Below are 15,235 nucleotides of genomic sequence, written 5' to 3' on the forward strand. Positions count from 1 at the left end.
GAAGCGACTCAGTCGAACCAGGGACCGCCCACGAAGGCCTCGGCGTCGGCGGGCAGCCGGACGTCCTGCCCACCGGCCAGCCGCCGACACAGGTCCATCAACCGGGAATGGTCCGGACCCCGGCCCGCGCCGCCCGATTCGCCGCCGTCGGGATGCCACCGCGCGTACCAGCCCGCACCACGCAGCAGCACCAGCGGGCCGGCGACGACCTGACCCACCCACCTGTCGATCGCCTCGAGCAGGTCGTCCGAGCCGTGGTCGCAGGCGTCGCAGCCGCAGTCCGGGAGCATGCCGACCGCCGTCCCGGGCCGCTCGACGTCGACGTGCAGCACCGGAAGTGACCCCTCGGCCCGGTCGAGGGCCCGGTCGAGTGGGGCGTCGCGCTCCAACAGCAGCAGCGGCAGGGTGCCGGAGCGGGCCGGGGTGATCCGCGCCCCACGGTCGAACGTACCGAAGTGTCCCTCGACGTCACGCGACCCCGACCCGAGCACTTCGACGGTCACGCCGGGCCGGTCACCGAGCACGTCGGCCCACACCCGGGCACGGGCGTGCACGATCGCATACCGGCCCGGGTCGGTGACCCGCGAATACTCCGCCTCGGGTGGCGAGTCCATCCCGACGTGCGGATTCGGCCAGGACGGCAGGCCGAGCCGGTCGTACGCGACCGCCACCCGCGCCCGCAGCTCGTCGAGGTTCGTCACGGCTACGACGATAGGTCGCCGGGGCGCGGCACCCACCAGTCCCCGAGAATCCTGTGCAGGACCACTGTCAGCAGGCTGGCCAGGATCGCGGCGAGCAGACCGACCCCGAAGCCGAAGAATCCGGGATGCCGACGGGGCGTACCGCCGTCAAGCAGGCCGAGGGGCGCGGCCGCCGGACCCGTCCAGGGTCGGTCCCGTGCCAGCCAGAACAACACCCCGAGCCCGTACGGGACGAGGTAGACCAGCCAGAACCAGTACCACCGGGTTCCTCGGGCCGGGGCCGGACCGCCGACGATGACGGCGAGAAAGACGACGCCGAGAACGACGCCGGCCCCGAGGCCGATCGAACCGGCCGGCTGGACGCCGCCCACCCGTTGCTCCAGACCGGCGGAGCGCAGATCGCGCGCGAGGGCGGCAGCACCCGGGCCACTGAAACCCTCGTCGTCGACGGCGGTCCCCGCCAGGGCGACCTGGCCGAAGACGTCCGCGTCGGTCCAATGCGTGCGACCATCTGCGGTACGCCAGACGAACAGTGGGCCGAGGTTGCCGGACGAGCGCAGCGGTGCCTGACCGAACCAGGTGCCGGGCCGGCGGTCCCAGTTGTCACCCCACTGATACGCCACGATCCGACCGGCCGCTACGTCGGCCCTCGCCTGCTCATAGCTCTGCTGTCGGGGTGTCGTCCACCAAGCGGTCCCCGCCGCGACCAGCCAGAGCAGGACCAGGGCGAGCCGCAGCAGGTCCCACCAGCGCAGCCTCACCATGACCGGTGTGCCGAGTAGACCGTCGCCCATGGACGCATTGTCCCAGTGCCGCCCTACGGGCGAGGCGGGACGCGTTGCTGGCCGCGCTGCGCCGGCACCTGCCCGACCTCGTCCCCGCCATGGTCCCGCGTGGCGGGCTGCACCTGTGGGTGGCACTGCCCGACGGCACCGACGATGTCGCACTGGCTACCGCAGCAGCGGCCGAGGGCGTGGTCGTCTTCCCCGGCCGTCCCTGGTACACGGCCGAACCACCGGCACCGCACCTGCGGCTGACCTATCCGCCGCCCCACCCGACCAGATGGACGAGGCCGTCCGTCGCCTCGCCACGGCAGCCAGGTAAGCAGCCCCCGCACCACGTCCGGTACGGGGGCCGTCGCCGTGCTGGTCGCGTCAGCGGGCCTTCGCCAGCTCGACGAACGCCGACCACGCCGCCGAACCGAACATCAACGTCCCACCGTCGCGGTCCTTCGTGTCCCGGACCAGGACCCGCCCCGGCAGGTTGTCCGCCACCTCGACGCAGGTAGACCCACCGTTGCCGGATCGACTTGACTTCCGCCAGCTCGGCTCCCGGGTCATGTCCATGTCTTCGCCACTTCCTTGATCATCCTCACCGCCGCCGAGTGCGGCAGCGCCTCGCTCCGCATAGCGTCCCATCGGGCGTGAAGGGCCGCAATGTCGTTCGGTCGATCGGTGATCCCTGCCTCCAGGGCCGCATCAATATGGGCGGCCTCAGTGCCCTCCGTGCTACGGGCCAGGATGTACGCGCCAGCCAGCCCGGCATGCGGTCCGGCTTCGGAGGGGATCACCTGTAGGTGTACATGGGGCATCTCTGATACCTCCAACAAACGCTCGTACTGCTCGCCCATCACCGTGGAGTCCCCTACGGTTCGCCGGAGCGCCTGCTCATCGACTACGAAGAACGCCATGGGAGGCGTCGGTTCACGGCACAACACCGCCTGCCTGTCCATCCGCGACGACAGTCGCTGCTCGATTTCCACCGCCGTCAGCAGTCCACCCCATGATAGAACCGCACGCGCGTACGCCTCGGTCTGCAGCAACCCGGGGATGAGACTCGGCTCGAACCAGCGCAGCACCGCAGCCTCGCGCTCGATCTCGATCCATTCACGGAGCCAAACGGGGGCGGATTCACTGACCACGAAATTCTGATAGAAGTGCACGAAGGTTGTCCCGTAACGTCCATCGACCCTAGCTAGGTAGTCCGGCAGTGCCGCACGGTTGCCGCGCTCAATAGCACTGACATGCTGGGCCGAGTATCCGATGCTGGCACCCCACTGCTCCTGCGTCAGCCCTGCCGACTCCCGGAAGCGCCGAAGACTCATGATCAAATACTCGCTCGGGCTCATCGGTTTCATGTTCTCCAGGCTCTCCTCAGGACCATGGGGCGATTCTTCAGACAGGACGCTCTTCTCTCCGTGACAGCTGCCGCACTGACTCGCCCTATCCGATCTGTCGCCCAATCTTCCGCCAGCAAGGCTTGGCAGTCCAGGGTGGAGTTCGACGAACACTAGACCGTTCTCCATTCGAGGGGGGATCAATGATCAGGAACGACGGAATCGGCGGGACACCTCGCCTTGCCCGCTACACGTCGATCGGCACACCGCGAAACGTCGACCCGACGCCGAACCGTCCGCCGCTACCACGGCGGACGCCCGGCGAGACGGACATCGACCAGGATCCGCGGTTCCGGCTGGCCAGCGCCCGCAGCGTCGCCCCGGCCCCCGCAGCCGCACGGCGTTCCCTCGCCGACTCGGTAGCGGCTGCCCGCGCCACCGAGCAGGCCCGGGAGGACGCGCAGACCCACCTGCCGTCGCGGCACGGAGACTGTCCGAAGTGCGAGGAGACCGCGCCGTGTCGGCCGTTCCGGCGGGCGCTGACCATTCTGGACACCCACGATCCGGGCAGGGCCCGCCGGGTCCGCGCGGTGCTTGCGGTTCTCGCGCTGCCGGCACCGCCCCCGCCGGGCGCCGGAGCCGCGTGATGGCCGCCGACGACCCGCTGCTGTGCGTCGGAGACGTGCTGCACCTGGCCAAGGCCGACTGGGTGTACGGCGACCGGGACCTGACCGTGCGGGTCTCCGACATCCGGTACGGGATCGACAAGCCGGACTGCCTGGTGATCGCGATCCTCGGCACGGTGATGGAGTTCGGCCGGGACGGGCGCATGTTGATGCTCAACGTCTACAAGTCCGCCCTGAGCCGCCCCGGCGTACGTGAGCACCGCCGCGCGGTCAACGGAGTCGACCCGCCGCTGGAGACCCCTTGAGCCCCCGGGGCGCGGACCTGTACCCGGCCGGGTCCGCGCCCCGGGCAGCAGTCAAGCCGGGCAGCGCAAACGACGTACGACAACTGGAGGTGCCACGAATGTGCACCCGCAGCGGGCACGGGCCAAAGCCGTCATACGAAAGCGCGACTACGACGCCTGGCGCGAAACGGAATACCTCTCCCTGGCGCCAATGGCGGCAGGCGCGGACCCTGCCGCCGTGCAGGCAGGTGCAGCCGTGATCCACAGCGTCTCTTCGACCCGACACGCCGAGGCCCGGTCAGCTGGAGCGCTGTGGATCATGGGGGGCAGTCACGAGCGCGTTCGGCGTCAGTAGGTCGGTGTCGGCACCGGCGACAGGTGGGCGCGTTCGCCCTGGGCGCCGAAGAGGGTGAGCGTCTCCGCTGGTTGGGCGTCGGCGCTGCCGAGCCAGTGAGGCGTACGGGTGTCGAACTCGGCGGCCTCGCCGGGGCCGAGTTCGAACTCCTGGTCGCCGAGGACGAACCGGATCCGCCCGTTGAGCACGTAGAACCATTCGTACCCGTCGTGGGTCTGCAGTTTCATCGTGGGTGACCGGCCGGCCGGCGGGTAGATCACCTTGTAGGCCTGGACGCCGCCGGCCCGCCGGGTCAACGGCACGATCGTCAGCCCGGAGCGGCGGATGGGCCGCAGGTGGATCCGTGGGTCGCCGGTGGGTGGGGCCGCGACCAGGTCGTCGAGCGGTACGCCGTGTGCTCGTGCCAGCGGCAGCAGCTGCTCCAGCGTCGGGCGGAGCTTGCCGTTCTCCAAGCGGGACAGCGTGCTCGTGGTCAGACTGGTCTCGGCGGCCAGGCCGGCCAGGGTGACGCCGCGTGCCCGGCGCAGGGCGCGCAGGCGTGGGCCGACTCCGGCGAGGACGTCCGCTGCGGTGACACTCATGGCACCCATGATGCGGATCGGCAACTTTTCTTGCAACCTCGTCCCGGCGATCCGGATGCTGGCGGCGGAGGTAACGACACATGATCACCACGACAGCACCACCGACGACCGCCGTACGGTGGTCACGCCGCCTGGCCGCGCTCGCAGCCGCGCTCGTCCTGACCGCCGGCTGCACCACGGCAGGCGAATCGACGCCGGACGGATCGGCACCGGACACGGCCCCGGGTTCGTCGGCGACCGGCACGGCGGCAGCGGGCGGCGCGGGCCCCGTCGACGCGGCCACCCACGACGACGCCGAGTTCAACCGGCTGTTCCGGCACGAGAGCGCCGACGTCGACGGCGTACGGATGCACTACGTCACCGGCGGGACCGGCGAGCCGCTGGTGCTGCTGCACGGCTGGCCGCAGTCCTGGTACCAGTGGCGCCCGATCATGCCGGCGCTCGCCGAGCGGTTCACGGTGTACGCGCTCGACCTGCCGGGTCTGGGCGACAGCGAGGGCGCGCCGCCGAGCTACGACAAGGCCACCCTGGCCCGGTACGTCCACACGCTGCTCGCCGACGAACTGGGGCTGCGCCGGGTCAACCTGGTCGGGCACGATCTGGGGGCCGGGGTCGGTTTCCAGTACGCCGCCCAGTTCCCCGACGAGGTGGTCAGGTACGCCCACCTGGACTACCCGCTGCCCGGTCCGGCGCTCGACGCCGCGACGTACCGGACGTTGAGCTGGCATCTCGCCTTCCACGACCAGGACACGTTCCCGGAGACGATCGTCGCCGACGACGTCCGCGAGTACCTCGACCTGTTCTTCGGCTACGTCGCCTACGGCGGGACGAGCTTCGGTGGGCCCGGCGCGGAGTCGCCGTACAGCGACGCGCAGATCGACGAGTTCGCCCGCACCTACCGTCGCCCGCAGGTGTTGACCGGCGGGTTCGAGCTGTACCGGACGTTGGAGCAGGACGAACGGGACAACACGGCGGCGGCGCCGGTCGACGTACCGACGATGGTGATGACCGCCGAGGGGCTGCTGGCGTTCACCCGGTCGACGGTGGAGCCCCGGCTGACCGCCGTCACCCACGCGGTCGAGGTGCCGGCCGCCGGTCACTGGCTGCCACAGGAGAACCCGGACTTCGTCACCACCGAACTGCTGGCGTTCTTCACCGAGGGAGCAGACCAGTGACCACTCCGACCGGCCCGCAGCCGGACACCGACCCCGCGTCGTTCTGGGACAAGCTCTACCGGGGTCGGCGGGCTTCGGTCGGGCGGGCCAACCCGCTGCTCGTCGAAACAGTCGAAGCGCTGGACCCGGGCACCGCCCTCGACCTGGGCTGCGGTGGCGGCGGGGACACCATCTGGCTCGCCCAGCGTGGCTGGCGGGTCACCGCTGTGGACATCTCCGGTACGGCGGTGGAGCGCGTCGTGGCGGCCGCCCATGAACGCGGGGTGGGCGACCGGGTCACCGGTGAACGGCACGACCTGGCGTACAGCTTCCCGGCCGGGACGTTCGACCTGGTCAACGCGCAGTACTTCCACACGCCGTTCGCGTTGGACCGTGCCCGGGTGCTGCGTACCGCCGCGCAGGCCCTGCGGCCCGGCGGCCGGCTGCTGATCGTCGACCACGGCTCCACCGCGCCCTGGTCGTGGAACCAGGACCCGGACGCCCGCTTCCCCACGCCGGACGAGGTGGCCGCCGACCTCGATCTGGATCCGCGACGCTGGCGGGTGCTGCGTGCGGACATGCCGCAGCGGCGGGCCAGCGGGCCGGGCGGTCAGACCGCGACGGTCACCGACAACGTGCTGCTCATCCACCGTCACGAAGGGATCGGCTGATGTCGGCATCGGAGCGGCCGACGTCGCCGAGGCCGCGGCGCAGGCGCAAGGACACCGGGCCGGCGTGGACCGCGCCGGGCGAGCGGGCCACCCTGGTGGGTTTCCTCGACTACCTGCGCGACTCGATCGCGGGCAAGGTCGCCGACGTGCCGGAGCCGCAGGTCCGCACCGCCGGGGTGCCCTCCGGCACCAGCCTGCTGGGGCTGATCAAGCACTTGGCGCACGTGGAGCGGTTCTACTTCCTCGGTGAGCCGATCGTCGACCTGCGCCGCACCCTGCGGCCCGACCCGCAGGAGACGGTCGACGGGCTGCTCGCCGGCTACCGGGAGACGATCGCGCGGGCGAACGAGGTCGTCGACGGCTGGACCGACCTGGCGGGTCCCGCGCCCCGGCCGCCGGGGCGGGGCCTGCCGCCGACCCGGCGGTGGGTGCTGGTGCACATGATCGAGGAGACCGCGCGGCACGCCGGTCACGCCGACATCCTGCGGGAGCAGATCGACGGCTCGACCGGCCGGTGACCCACCGGACATGCCCGGGATCGGTCTGTTTTGCCCGCTGTCGCGTCGGGCTGCTTACCGTCAGGAAACACCGGCGAAGCACGACGCCCCTACGGTCCGTTCATGGATCCGGCGTTGGATACAAGACTGGACACACCTCCGCGAGCACAGGCCGGTGAGCACGCCTACACCGAGCTGAAGCGGCGGCTGCTGGTCGGTGACTTCCCGCTGCGGATCCGGCTCGGCGAGGAACGGCTGGCCACCCTGCTGTCGGTGTCGCGTACCCCGGTCCGACAGGCCCTGGCCCGGTTGCACGCCGAGCGTCTCGTCGAACGCCTGCCGGACGGGGGTTACGTACCGGCGGCGTCCAACCTGGTCGAGGTCCGGCAGCTGTACGAGGTACGCCGCGCGTTGGAGCTGGCCGCGCTGCACCGGCCGGCCGAGACCGGTGAGCCGCACGACCCGGCCGTCGTCGAGCCGCTGCGCGACGACTGGCTGGTGCTGCGCCGCGACACCCCGGAGCCGGATCCCGGATTCGTGCTGCTCGACGAGAGCTTCCACGTCCGGCTGGCCGAGGCCACCGGCAACAACGCCCTCGCCGGGATGCTCGGCGTGGTCAACGAACGCATCCGGGTGGTCCGGATGCACGACTTCCTCTCCGCCGAGCGGATCGACCGGACGATCACACAGCACCTCGGCATCCTGGAGGCCGTCCTCGGTGGCGACCTCGACACCGCACACCGGAGGTTCACGATGCATCTGGGGGAATCCGTCGCCGTCGTCGAGCAACGGGCCGCGCAGGCCCTGACCCGGATGATGGCCGTCGAGACAAGGCCGCTGCAATGACCGCCGTGGCCACGCCGGTGGACAGTGCCACCGCGCTGCTGTCGGTCCGCAACCTGACCTGCCGGTTCGGCACGGTCGTCGCCAACGACGGCGTCGACTTCGACGTCGCGCCCGGCGAGGTGCACGCCGTACTCGGCGAGAACGGCGCCGGCAAGAGCACACTGATGAAGCTGATCTACGGCGTGTACCGGCCGGACGCCGGTGAGCTGCGGGTGGACGGCGTACCGGCGGCGATCGACTCGCCGGCGGCGGCCCGCGCGGCCGGGATCGGCATGGTCTTCCAGGACCTGCGGCTGATCCCGGCGTTCACCGTCACCGAGAACATCGCCCTGGCCCTGCCCGGTCGCGGGCTGCGGTTCCACCGGCGGGCACTGTCCGCGCGCATCGCCGAACAGGCCCGGCGGTACGGCCTGCCGGTGCACCCGGACGCGTTGGTGGCGCACCTGTCCATCGGGGAACGCCAGCGGGTGGAGATCCTCAAGGTGCTGATGGCCGGGGCGCGGCTGCTGATCCTGGACGAGCCGACCAGCGTGCTGGCCCCGCAGGAGGTCGACGCGCTGTTCGCCGCGGTGCGGGCGCTGCGGGCCAACGGGCTGTCGATCGTCATCATCACCCACAAGCTGGCCGAGGCGCGGGCGATCGCCGACCGGGTGACCGTGCTGCGCGGCGGCCGGGTGGTGCTGCGCAACGCCGACCCGTCCGCGCACACCGACGCCGAACTGGTCGAGGCGATGGTGGGCCGGTCGGTGCCGGGCCTGGCCAGTCACCGTCAGCCGCCGGGCCCGCAGGTGGCGCCGGTGGTGCGGCTGCGCGGTGTCGACGTCACCGGGGACCGGGGTGCCCCGGCGTTGCGCGCGGTGGACCTGGACCTGCGCCCGGGTGAGCTGGTCGGGGTGGCCGGGGTGGCCGGCAGCGGGCAGCGTGAGCTCTGCGAGGTGATCCTCGGCGAGCGCCGGGTGGCCGCCGGTTCGGTCCACATCGGGGACGTCGCGGTGCACGGCCGGCCCCGGCAGGCCCTCGCCGCCGGGGCGGTCGGGGTGCCGGAGGATCCGCTCACCGACGCGGTGGTGCCCGGGTTGACCGTCACCGAGCACATGGCGTTGGCCGATCTCGGCGCGGTTCGCCGGGGTCTGGGCATCGACTGGCGGGCGGTGGCGGCCGGCGCGGAGCGGCGGGCGGAACGGGCCGGGCTGCGGATGGCGGCCGGTGACCGGGTGGTGGCCGAGCTGTCCGGCGGCAACGTGCAGCGGGTGCTGCTGACCCGGGCGTTGGGGGTGCCGGCGACGGTGGTGGTGGCCGCGTACCCGAGTCGCGGGCTGGACATCGCCACCACCCGGCGGACCCAGGAGCTGCTGCTGGAGCAGCGCGACGCGGGGGCGGCGGTGCTGGTGGTCTCGGAGGACCTGGACGAGCTGCTGGCGATCAGCGACCGGATCGCGGTGCTGCACAACGGGGAGTTGGCCGGGATCGTGACACCGGCGAGCACCGACCGGTACGCGATCGGTCAACTGATGCTGGGCGGCAACCACGCCAGCGGAGGCAGCGGAAACGACGACACCGCTGGTGGGAGTGATCTGAGGTGACCGACACGTTGGTGCGCCCCGCCCCCGAACAGGTAAAAACTGTCGACAATCGAGCGAAATTGTGGCTGAGGGTCGTCGTCGCCGTACTCGCCGCTCCGGTGATCTTCGGTGCCTTCGCCGCCGCCAAGGGCGTGGACCCGATCGCCATGTACGCCGACATGGTGACGTCGCTGGTCGACCCGGCCCAGGCGCAGACCGTACTGGTGCGGGCCTCGGTGCTGGTGCTGGCCGCGCTCGCGGTCGCCGTACCGGCCCGGGCCGGCCTGCTCAACGTCGGCGGCGAAGGTCAGATCGTGATCGGCGCGGTCTGCGCCGCCGGCGTCGGCCTGGTCACCGATCAACGCCTGCCCGGCCCGCTGGTGCTCGCCCTGATGATCGTCGCGGCGATGGTCGGCGGCGCGGCGTGGGCCGGCATCGCCGCCGGCCTGCGGCTCGCCGTCAAGGTCAACGAGGCGATCACCACGCTGCTGATGAACTTCATCGCCATCGACATCATGCTGCTGCTGATCTACGACCCGTGGAAGGACGCCTCCGGCTTCGGCCAACCCGCCAGCCGGCCCCTTGCGGACACCGCCCGGCTGCCGCTGTTCGTGCCCGGCGGCACCCTCAACACCGGCATCGTCGTCGCCGGAATCGCGCTGGTCGCCATCTGGTGGCTGATGGCGCGCACCGGCTGGGGATTCCGGCTGCGGGTCGTCGGCGGCAACCCGGAAGCGGCCCGCCGCGCCGGCCTGCGGGTCGGCACCCTGCTGGTCACCTCGATGCTCGTCGGCGGCGCACTCGCCGGCCTGGCCGGGCTGGTCCACTTCGCCGGTACGGAGTTCAAGTTGCGCCCCGGCATGACCGCCAACTTCGGCTACGTCGGCTTCCTGGCCAGCTGGCTGGCGCTGCACCGGCCGTTGCGGGTCGCGTTGGCCGCATTGCTGCTGGCCGCGATCGCGATGGCCGGCGACAGCCTGCAGATCGACGCCAACCTGCCGGCCGCCTCGGTCAACGTACTGATGGCCATCGTGCTGCTGGTCGTGCTCGGCTTCACCCGAAGGAGCAAGAAGTGATCGTCGACGTCCTCACCGGCGGGGTGCGCGGCGGCACCGCCATCCTCTACGCCGCCCTCGGCGAGACCATCGCCGAACGCGCCGGAGTGATCAACCTCGGCACCGAGGGAAGCATGCTCACCGGCGCGCTCGCCGCGTACGCCGTCACCGCCGAGACCGGCAGCCCGTGGGCCGGAGTGGTGGCCGGCGCCGCCGCCGGCGGCCTGCTCGCCCTGGTCCACGCGGTGATGGTGCTCGGCCGGGCCGCCAACCAGCTCGCCACCGGTCTCGTCGTGCTCTTCCTCGGCCTCGGGCTGACCTCGATGTTCGGGGCCGCGTACGTCGGCCGGGCGATCAGCCCGTTCCAGCCGTACCCGATCCCGCTGCTGGCCGACATCCCGTGGCTGGGGCCGATCTTCTTCCAGCACGACCCGCTCGTGTACGGCTCCTACCTGCTCGCCCCGGCGCTGTGGTGGCTGCTGTACCGCAGCCGGGTCGGCCTGACCATCCGCGGTGCCGGCGAACGCGGCGAGGTGCTCACCGCGTACGGGCACTCGCCGCAGCTGGTGCGGTACCTGGCCGTGGTGACCGGTGGCCTGCTCGCCGGGATCGGCGGCGCGCACCTGTCCACCGCGTACGCCACCGCCTGGTTCGAGAACATGACCGCCGGCCGGGGCTTCATCGCCGTCGCCCTGGTCATCTTCGCCGCCTGGCATCCGCTGCGCGCCGTCGGTGGGGCCTACCTGTTCGGTGCCGCCCTTGCCCTCTCCCCCGCGCTGCAGGCCCGGGGCCTGGGCTTCAACCAGTTCGCCCTGGACGCACTGCCGTACCTGGTGACCATCGCCGCGCTGGTGCTGCTCGGCCGGCGGCGCAGCAACGCCGCCCCGGAAGGACTTTCCCGGGTCTTCGAGTTGACCCCCGCCAAATAGATCACCGGAGGAAACCCAGATGAGCATGCGAAGACTGACCCGTCGCGGCGCGCTGGCCGCCACGGCCGCCAGCACGCTGGCAGCCGTACTGCTGGCCGGCTGCGCCACCAACACCACCACCGCCGCGTCGACCGGCGACAGCGCCGGGGCGCCGGGCACCGGCGGCACCGCAATCGGTTTCATCTTCGTCGGTCCCAAGGACGACTACGGCTACAACCAGGCCGCGTACGCCGGTAGCCAGGCCGTCGCCGCCGCGTACCCGGACCTGGAGGTGCTGACCGCCGAGAACGTCCCGGAGGACGACAACGCCACCCGGGTGATGGAGAGCATGATCCGCAAGGGGGCGAAGATCATCTTCGCCACCTCGTACGGCCACAAGGACCCGGCGCTCAAGGTCGCCGCCGCCAACCCCGACGTCGTGGTGCTGCAGCAGGGCAACCTCGTCGACGGCGACGTGCCGCCGAACTTCGGCACCTACTTCGGCACCGTCTACGAACCGGTCTACCTGGCCGGCATCGTCGCCGGAAAGACCACCAAGACCAACAAACTGGGGTACGTGTACGCGTTCCCGATCTCGCAGACCCTGGACAACATCAACGCGTTCCAGCTCGGTGCCGCCTCGGTCAACCCGGCCGCACAGACCTACGTGGTGAACACCTCCAGCTGGTGCGACCCGGCCAAGCAGGCCGAAGCCACCAACAGCCTGCTCTCCCAGGGCGTCGACGTGATCAGCCAGCACCAGGACTGCACCGCCACCATCATCCGCACCACCGAGGCGGCCGGTGCCTACACCGTCGGCTACCACGCCGACGCCAGCGAGCTCGCGCCGACCGGCTGGCTCACCGGCTCCGAATGGGACTGGGGGCCGCTGTACACGAAAATGGTCAAGACCATCCTGGACGGTGAGTTCACCGGCAGCGAGTACAACGCCAACTTCCGGGTCGGCCTCAAGACCGGCGACAACCCGTTCGTGCAGTCGGCGTACGGGCCGGCGGTCGACGACGCGACCAAGGCCCTCGTCGAGCAGGCAAAGGCCAAGATCAGCGCCGAGGACGGGTCGCCGTTCGCCGGGCCGGTCGTCGACCAGGCCGGCACCGTACGGGTGCCCGCCGGCACCATCCCCGACTACCAGACGATCGAGTCGATCGACTACTTCGTCGACGGCGTCGTCGGCCAGATCCCGTCGTCCTGACCGACCCGCCAGGGGTACGGCCGGTGTGCGCGCCTCGCCGCGCGCCCGGTCCCGCACCGGCCGTACCCCTGGCGCCACCGGAGGTATCACCCGTGACATCGACCGCACCGGACGACGTGACCGCCGCCACCCGCACCGCGCGGTCGGCCGCCGCCACCCCCACCGCGCAGCTGGCCGCCGTTACCCGCACCGCCCACCTGGCCGCCGACCCCGACCAGCCGATCTGGATCACCCTGCTCGACCCGGCCGAGACCGCCGACGCCGCCGCCCGCGTCGACCCGCAGGCCCCGTTGGCCGGCACCGCCATCGCGGTGAAGGACAACCTCGACCTGGCCGGGCACCCCACCACCGCCGGCTGCCCCGCCCTGGCCGACCGGCCGGCCGCCGCGTCGGCCACCGCGGTACGCCGGCTCACCGACGCCGGTGCCGTGGTCATCGGCAAGACCAACCTGGACCAGTTCGCCACCGGGCTGGTCGGCACCCGCAGCCCGTACGGCGCCTGTCACAGCGCCGCCAGCGCCGCCCACGTCAGCGGCGGCAGCAGCTCCGGCAGCGCCCTCGCCGTCGCCACCGGGCTGGTGCCGCTGGCATTGGGCACCGACACCGCCGGATCCGGCCGGGTACCGGCCGCCTTCAACGGCGTCGTCGGGGTGAAACCGACCCGGGGGCTGGTCTCCACCGCCGGCGTGCTGCCCGCCTGCGCCGGGCTGGACTGCGTCACCACCTTCACCCGGACCGTCGCCGACGCCCGGCCGGCGCTGGCCGCGCTCGCCTGGGCAGACCCCGACGACCCGTGGTCCCGGCCGATGCCCACCCAGCCGCCGACCGGGATCGCCACCCGGATGCGGGTGGTCGCCGTACCGGACCGTCCGTTGGACCTCGACCCGGCACACGAGACCGCCTGGCGGGCCGCGCTGCGGCGGCTGCGGACGGTCGTCGCGCACGTGGTCGAGGTCGACGTCACCGCGTTCCTGGCCGCCGCCCGACTGCTCTACGACGGGCCGTGGCTGGCCGCCCGCTGGGCCGCGCTCGGGCATCTGCTGGAACCCGACGGCCCCCATCTCGACCCGACGGTACGGGCCATCGTCTCGCGGGGCCGCGACATCGCCGGGCCCGACGTCTTCGCCGGACTGGACCGCCTGGCGGCGCTGCGCCGGAGCACCGAGGGCCTCTGGTCCGACGTGGACGCGCTGCTGCTGCCGGTCACCCCCGGCCACCCGACCCTGGCCGAGGTCGCCGCCGACCCGGTCGGGGTCAACGCCCGGCTGGGCCGGTTCACCAACTTCGTCAACCTGCTCGACCTGTGCGCGGTCGCCGTACCGGCCGGGGCCCGCCCCGACGGGCTGCCGTTCGGCGTCCAGTTCATCGCCCCGGCCTTCGCCGACGCGCCGCTGCTCGACCTGGCCGCGCGGTGGTGCGGCGAACCGGTGGCCGCCCCGGCCGACGCACCGACCGGGACGACCACCCTGGCGGTGGCCGGCGCGCACCTGACCGGGCTGCCACTCAACCCGCAACTGGTCGAGCTGGGCGCACGGCTGGCGTACCGGGCCCGGACCGCACCCGGCTACCGGCTCTACCGGCTGACCGGACCGGGCCTGCCCCGCCCCGGACTGGTCCGCACCGGCGACGGCCCACCCGGCGGCATCGCCGTCGAGGTGTGGCGGCTGCCGCACCAGGCGGTCGGTGCGCTGCTGGGCACCGTACCGGCGCCGCTCGGGCTCGGCTCGGTCGAACTCGACGACGGCAGCCGGGTCATCGGTTTCCTCGCCGAGGAACACGGCGTCCGCGACGCCGTCGACGTCACCGCCGCCGGTGGCTGGCGGGCCGCCCTCGCCGGCCGCCCGCCGGTGCCGCCGGCCGACTCGCAGGTGCCGCCGGCCGACTCGCTGTCGGTCAGGCCAGCCGGCGCAGGAGCTCCCTGACCAGCGGGCCGAACCGGGCGGCGGCGCCGTGGCCCGGCTCCCAGGTGCAGGCGACGCCGACGGCGGCGACCCGGCCGGTGTCCAGCAGGGTCGTCACCGCGTCGGCCACCTCGCTCAGCTGTGGTCCGCCCGGTGCCGGGAACCGCAGCCCGGGCAGGTCCACCGGGTCCACGACGTCGGCGTCCAGGTGCAGGTAGATCGGCTGGTCCGGCAGGTGCGCGACGGTGTCGGCGAGATCGGTGACCCCGCAGCGGCGGATCGCCGACCCCCGCAGGTGGTCGACCTCCGGCGGGTCGAGGTCCCGGCCGTCGACGAGGACGACCCGGTCCGGCGCCACCGGGGTCAGGTCGAGCGCCGTCGCGATCAACTCGGGGTGGTGGCCGGTCAGCAGCCGCAGCGGCATCCCACCCAGATAGCCGCTGCTGGTCGTCTCCGGGGTCTGCAGGTCGCCGTGCGCGTCGCACCAGACGACCGCCGGGTCGACCCCGGCGCGTTGCAGGCCGGCGAGCACACCGAGGGAGGTGGTGCAGTCGCCGGACAACACCAGCGGACGGTGGCCGGCGGAGACCGCACCGGCGACGGTCACCGCGACCGCCCCGTACAGCCAGGCCAGCCGTGCCCACGGGGTACCGTCGGGTAGCGCCGGCAGCACGGTGGTCTCCGCTGTCCCCGGCACGTCCAGCTCGGGCAGATACTCGTCGAGATGGTAGGGCACCAGGATGCTCGTCACCCGGCAGAGACTAC

General features: G+C 72.2%; 17 protein-coding genes. 11 read left to right on the forward strand and 6 right to left on the reverse strand.

The window, feature by feature from the left end; translation table 11 throughout:
- Positions 1 to 8: 8 nt before the first annotated feature.
- From O7623_RS12710 to O7623_RS12725, 4 genes are all read right to left on the reverse strand, one after another.
- Positions 9 to 701 carry a DUF6226 family protein gene (locus tag O7623_RS12710; RefSeq protein ID WP_282228825.1) on the reverse strand — a complete coding sequence of 231 codons (693 nt, stop codon included), beginning with the start codon at positions 699 to 701 and terminating at the stop codon, positions 9 to 11.
- A gap of 2 nt (positions 702 to 703) precedes the next feature.
- Positions 704 to 1,495 carry a hypothetical protein gene (locus O7623_RS12715; protein WP_282228826.1) on the reverse strand — a complete coding sequence of 264 codons (792 nt, stop codon included), beginning with the start codon at positions 1,493 to 1,495 and terminating at the stop codon, positions 704 to 706.
- 360 nt (positions 1,496 to 1,855) lie between these two features.
- Positions 1,856 to 2,047 carry a DUF397 domain-containing protein gene (locus O7623_RS12720; RefSeq protein WP_282228827.1) on the reverse strand — a complete coding sequence of 64 codons (192 nt, stop codon included), beginning with the start codon at positions 2,045 to 2,047 and terminating at the stop codon, positions 1,856 to 1,858.
- The gene (locus tag O7623_RS12725; protein WP_282228828.1) at positions 2,038 to 2,829 is read right to left on the reverse strand and encodes a helix-turn-helix transcriptional regulator; all 792 of its coding nucleotides are present in this window, start codon (positions 2,827 to 2,829) and stop codon (positions 2,038 to 2,040) included. Before O7623_RS12725 ends, O7623_RS12720 begins: the two co-directional genes overlap by 10 nt.
- 191 nt (positions 2,830 to 3,020) lie before the next feature.
- On the opposite strand from O7623_RS12725, the gene O7623_RS12730 reads away from it, so the two are divergent.
- A complete protein-coding gene (locus tag O7623_RS12730) occupies positions 3,021 to 3,464 on the forward strand; it encodes a hypothetical protein (RefSeq protein ID WP_282228829.1) in 444 nt (147 codons plus the stop codon).
- Entirely contained in the window at positions 3,464 to 3,748 is a 285-nt protein-coding gene (locus O7623_RS12735) for a hypothetical protein (RefSeq protein ID WP_282228830.1), read from the forward strand. The genes O7623_RS12730 and O7623_RS12735 overlap by 1 nt, the downstream gene beginning before the upstream one ends.
- Before the next feature lie 327 nt (positions 3,749 to 4,075).
- Here the strand turns inward: O7623_RS12735 and O7623_RS12740 are convergent, their stop codons facing one another.
- Positions 4,076 to 4,663, reverse strand: a complete 588-nt coding sequence (locus O7623_RS12740) for an XRE family transcriptional regulator (RefSeq protein ID WP_282228831.1) — start codon at positions 4,661 to 4,663, stop codon at positions 4,076 to 4,078.
- Between the two features lie 80 nt (positions 4,664 to 4,743).
- On the opposite strand from O7623_RS12740, the gene O7623_RS12745 reads away from it, so the two are divergent.
- From O7623_RS12745 to atzF, 9 genes are all read left to right on the forward strand, one after another.
- Positions 4,744 to 5,838 (forward strand): alpha/beta hydrolase, encoded by a 1,095-nt coding sequence (locus tag O7623_RS12745; protein WP_282228832.1) that lies wholly within the window; start codon positions 4,744 to 4,746, stop codon positions 5,836 to 5,838.
- Positions 5,835 to 6,488 (forward strand): class I SAM-dependent methyltransferase, encoded by a 654-nt coding sequence (locus O7623_RS12750; RefSeq protein ID WP_282228833.1) that lies wholly within the window; start codon positions 5,835 to 5,837, stop codon positions 6,486 to 6,488. Before O7623_RS12745 ends, O7623_RS12750 begins: the two co-directional genes overlap by 4 nt.
- Positions 6,488 to 7,006 carry a DinB family protein gene (locus tag O7623_RS12755; protein WP_282228834.1) on the forward strand — a complete coding sequence of 173 codons (519 nt, stop codon included), beginning with the start codon at positions 6,488 to 6,490 and terminating at the stop codon, positions 7,004 to 7,006. The genes O7623_RS12750 and O7623_RS12755 overlap by 1 nt, the downstream gene beginning before the upstream one ends.
- A gap of 102 nt (positions 7,007 to 7,108) precedes the next feature.
- Positions 7,109 to 7,831: a GntR family transcriptional regulator gene (locus tag O7623_RS12760; protein ID WP_282228835.1), complete on the forward strand. Its 723-nt coding sequence runs from the start codon at positions 7,109 to 7,111 to the stop codon at positions 7,829 to 7,831.
- Positions 7,828 to 9,414, forward strand: a complete 1,587-nt coding sequence (locus O7623_RS12765) for an ABC transporter ATP-binding protein (protein WP_282228836.1) — start codon at positions 7,828 to 7,830, stop codon at positions 9,412 to 9,414. Before O7623_RS12760 ends, O7623_RS12765 begins: the two co-directional genes overlap by 4 nt.
- Entirely contained in the window at positions 9,411 to 10,469 is a 1,059-nt protein-coding gene (locus tag O7623_RS12770; RefSeq protein WP_282228837.1) for a hypothetical protein, read from the forward strand. Before O7623_RS12765 ends, O7623_RS12770 begins: the two co-directional genes overlap by 4 nt.
- Complete coding sequence (locus O7623_RS12775) at positions 10,466 to 11,377, forward strand: ABC transporter permease (RefSeq protein ID WP_282228838.1); 912 nt, start codon at positions 10,466 to 10,468, stop codon at positions 11,375 to 11,377. Before O7623_RS12770 ends, O7623_RS12775 begins: the two co-directional genes overlap by 4 nt.
- 19 nt (positions 11,378 to 11,396) lie before the next feature.
- On the forward strand, positions 11,397 to 12,569 hold the full coding sequence (locus O7623_RS12780) for a BMP family ABC transporter substrate-binding protein (RefSeq protein ID WP_282228839.1): 1,173 nt from the start codon (positions 11,397 to 11,399) through the stop codon (positions 12,567 to 12,569).
- Positions 12,570 to 12,661: 92 nt separating this feature from the next.
- Entirely contained in the window at positions 12,662 to 14,491 is a 1,830-nt protein-coding gene (gene atzF / locus O7623_RS12785; RefSeq protein WP_282228840.1) for an allophanate hydrolase, read from the forward strand.
- Here atzF and O7623_RS12790 read toward each other — a convergent pair.
- Positions 14,463 to 15,221 carry an arginase family protein gene (locus O7623_RS12790; protein ID WP_282228841.1) on the reverse strand — a complete coding sequence of 253 codons (759 nt, stop codon included), beginning with the start codon at positions 15,219 to 15,221 and terminating at the stop codon, positions 14,463 to 14,465. The genes atzF and O7623_RS12790 overlap by 29 nt on opposite strands.
- Positions 15,222 to 15,235: the final 14 nt, after the last annotated feature.

This window comes from Solwaraspora sp. WMMD791 (assembly GCF_029581195.1).
GTDB lineage: Bacteria > Actinomycetota > Actinomycetes > Mycobacteriales > Micromonosporaceae > Micromonospora_E.

Excerpts from the sequence above, each read along its gene's own strand:
- O7623_RS12715 (WP_282228826.1), bottom strand. The coding sequence starts at position 1,495 with ATGGGCGACGGTCTACTCGGCACACCGGTCATGGTGAGGCTGCGCTGG.
- O7623_RS12720 (WP_282228827.1), bottom strand. The coding sequence starts at position 2,047 with ATGGACATGACCCGGGAGCCGAGCTGGCGGAAGTCAAGTCGATCCGGC.
- O7623_RS12725 (WP_282228828.1), bottom strand. The coding sequence starts at position 2,829 with ATGAGCCCGAGCGAGTATTTGATCATGAGTCTTCGGCGCTTCCGGGAG.
- O7623_RS12730 (WP_282228829.1), top strand. The coding sequence starts at position 3,021 with ATGATCAGGAACGACGGAATCGGCGGGACACCTCGCCTTGCCCGCTAC.
- O7623_RS12735 (WP_282228830.1), top strand. The coding sequence starts at position 3,464 with ATGGCCGCCGACGACCCGCTGCTGTGCGTCGGAGACGTGCTGCACCTG.
- O7623_RS12740 (WP_282228831.1), bottom strand. The coding sequence starts at position 4,663 with ATGAGTGTCACCGCAGCGGACGTCCTCGCCGGAGTCGGCCCACGCCTG.
- O7623_RS12745 (WP_282228832.1), top strand. The coding sequence starts at position 4,744 with ATGATCACCACGACAGCACCACCGACGACCGCCGTACGGTGGTCACGC.
- O7623_RS12755 (WP_282228834.1), top strand. The coding sequence starts at position 6,488 with ATGTCGGCATCGGAGCGGCCGACGTCGCCGAGGCCGCGGCGCAGGCGC.
- O7623_RS12760 (WP_282228835.1), top strand. The coding sequence starts at position 7,109 with ATGGATCCGGCGTTGGATACAAGACTGGACACACCTCCGCGAGCACAG.
- O7623_RS12765 (WP_282228836.1), top strand. The coding sequence starts at position 7,828 with ATGACCGCCGTGGCCACGCCGGTGGACAGTGCCACCGCGCTGCTGTCG.
- O7623_RS12780 (WP_282228839.1), top strand. The coding sequence starts at position 11,397 with ATGAGCATGCGAAGACTGACCCGTCGCGGCGCGCTGGCCGCCACGGCC.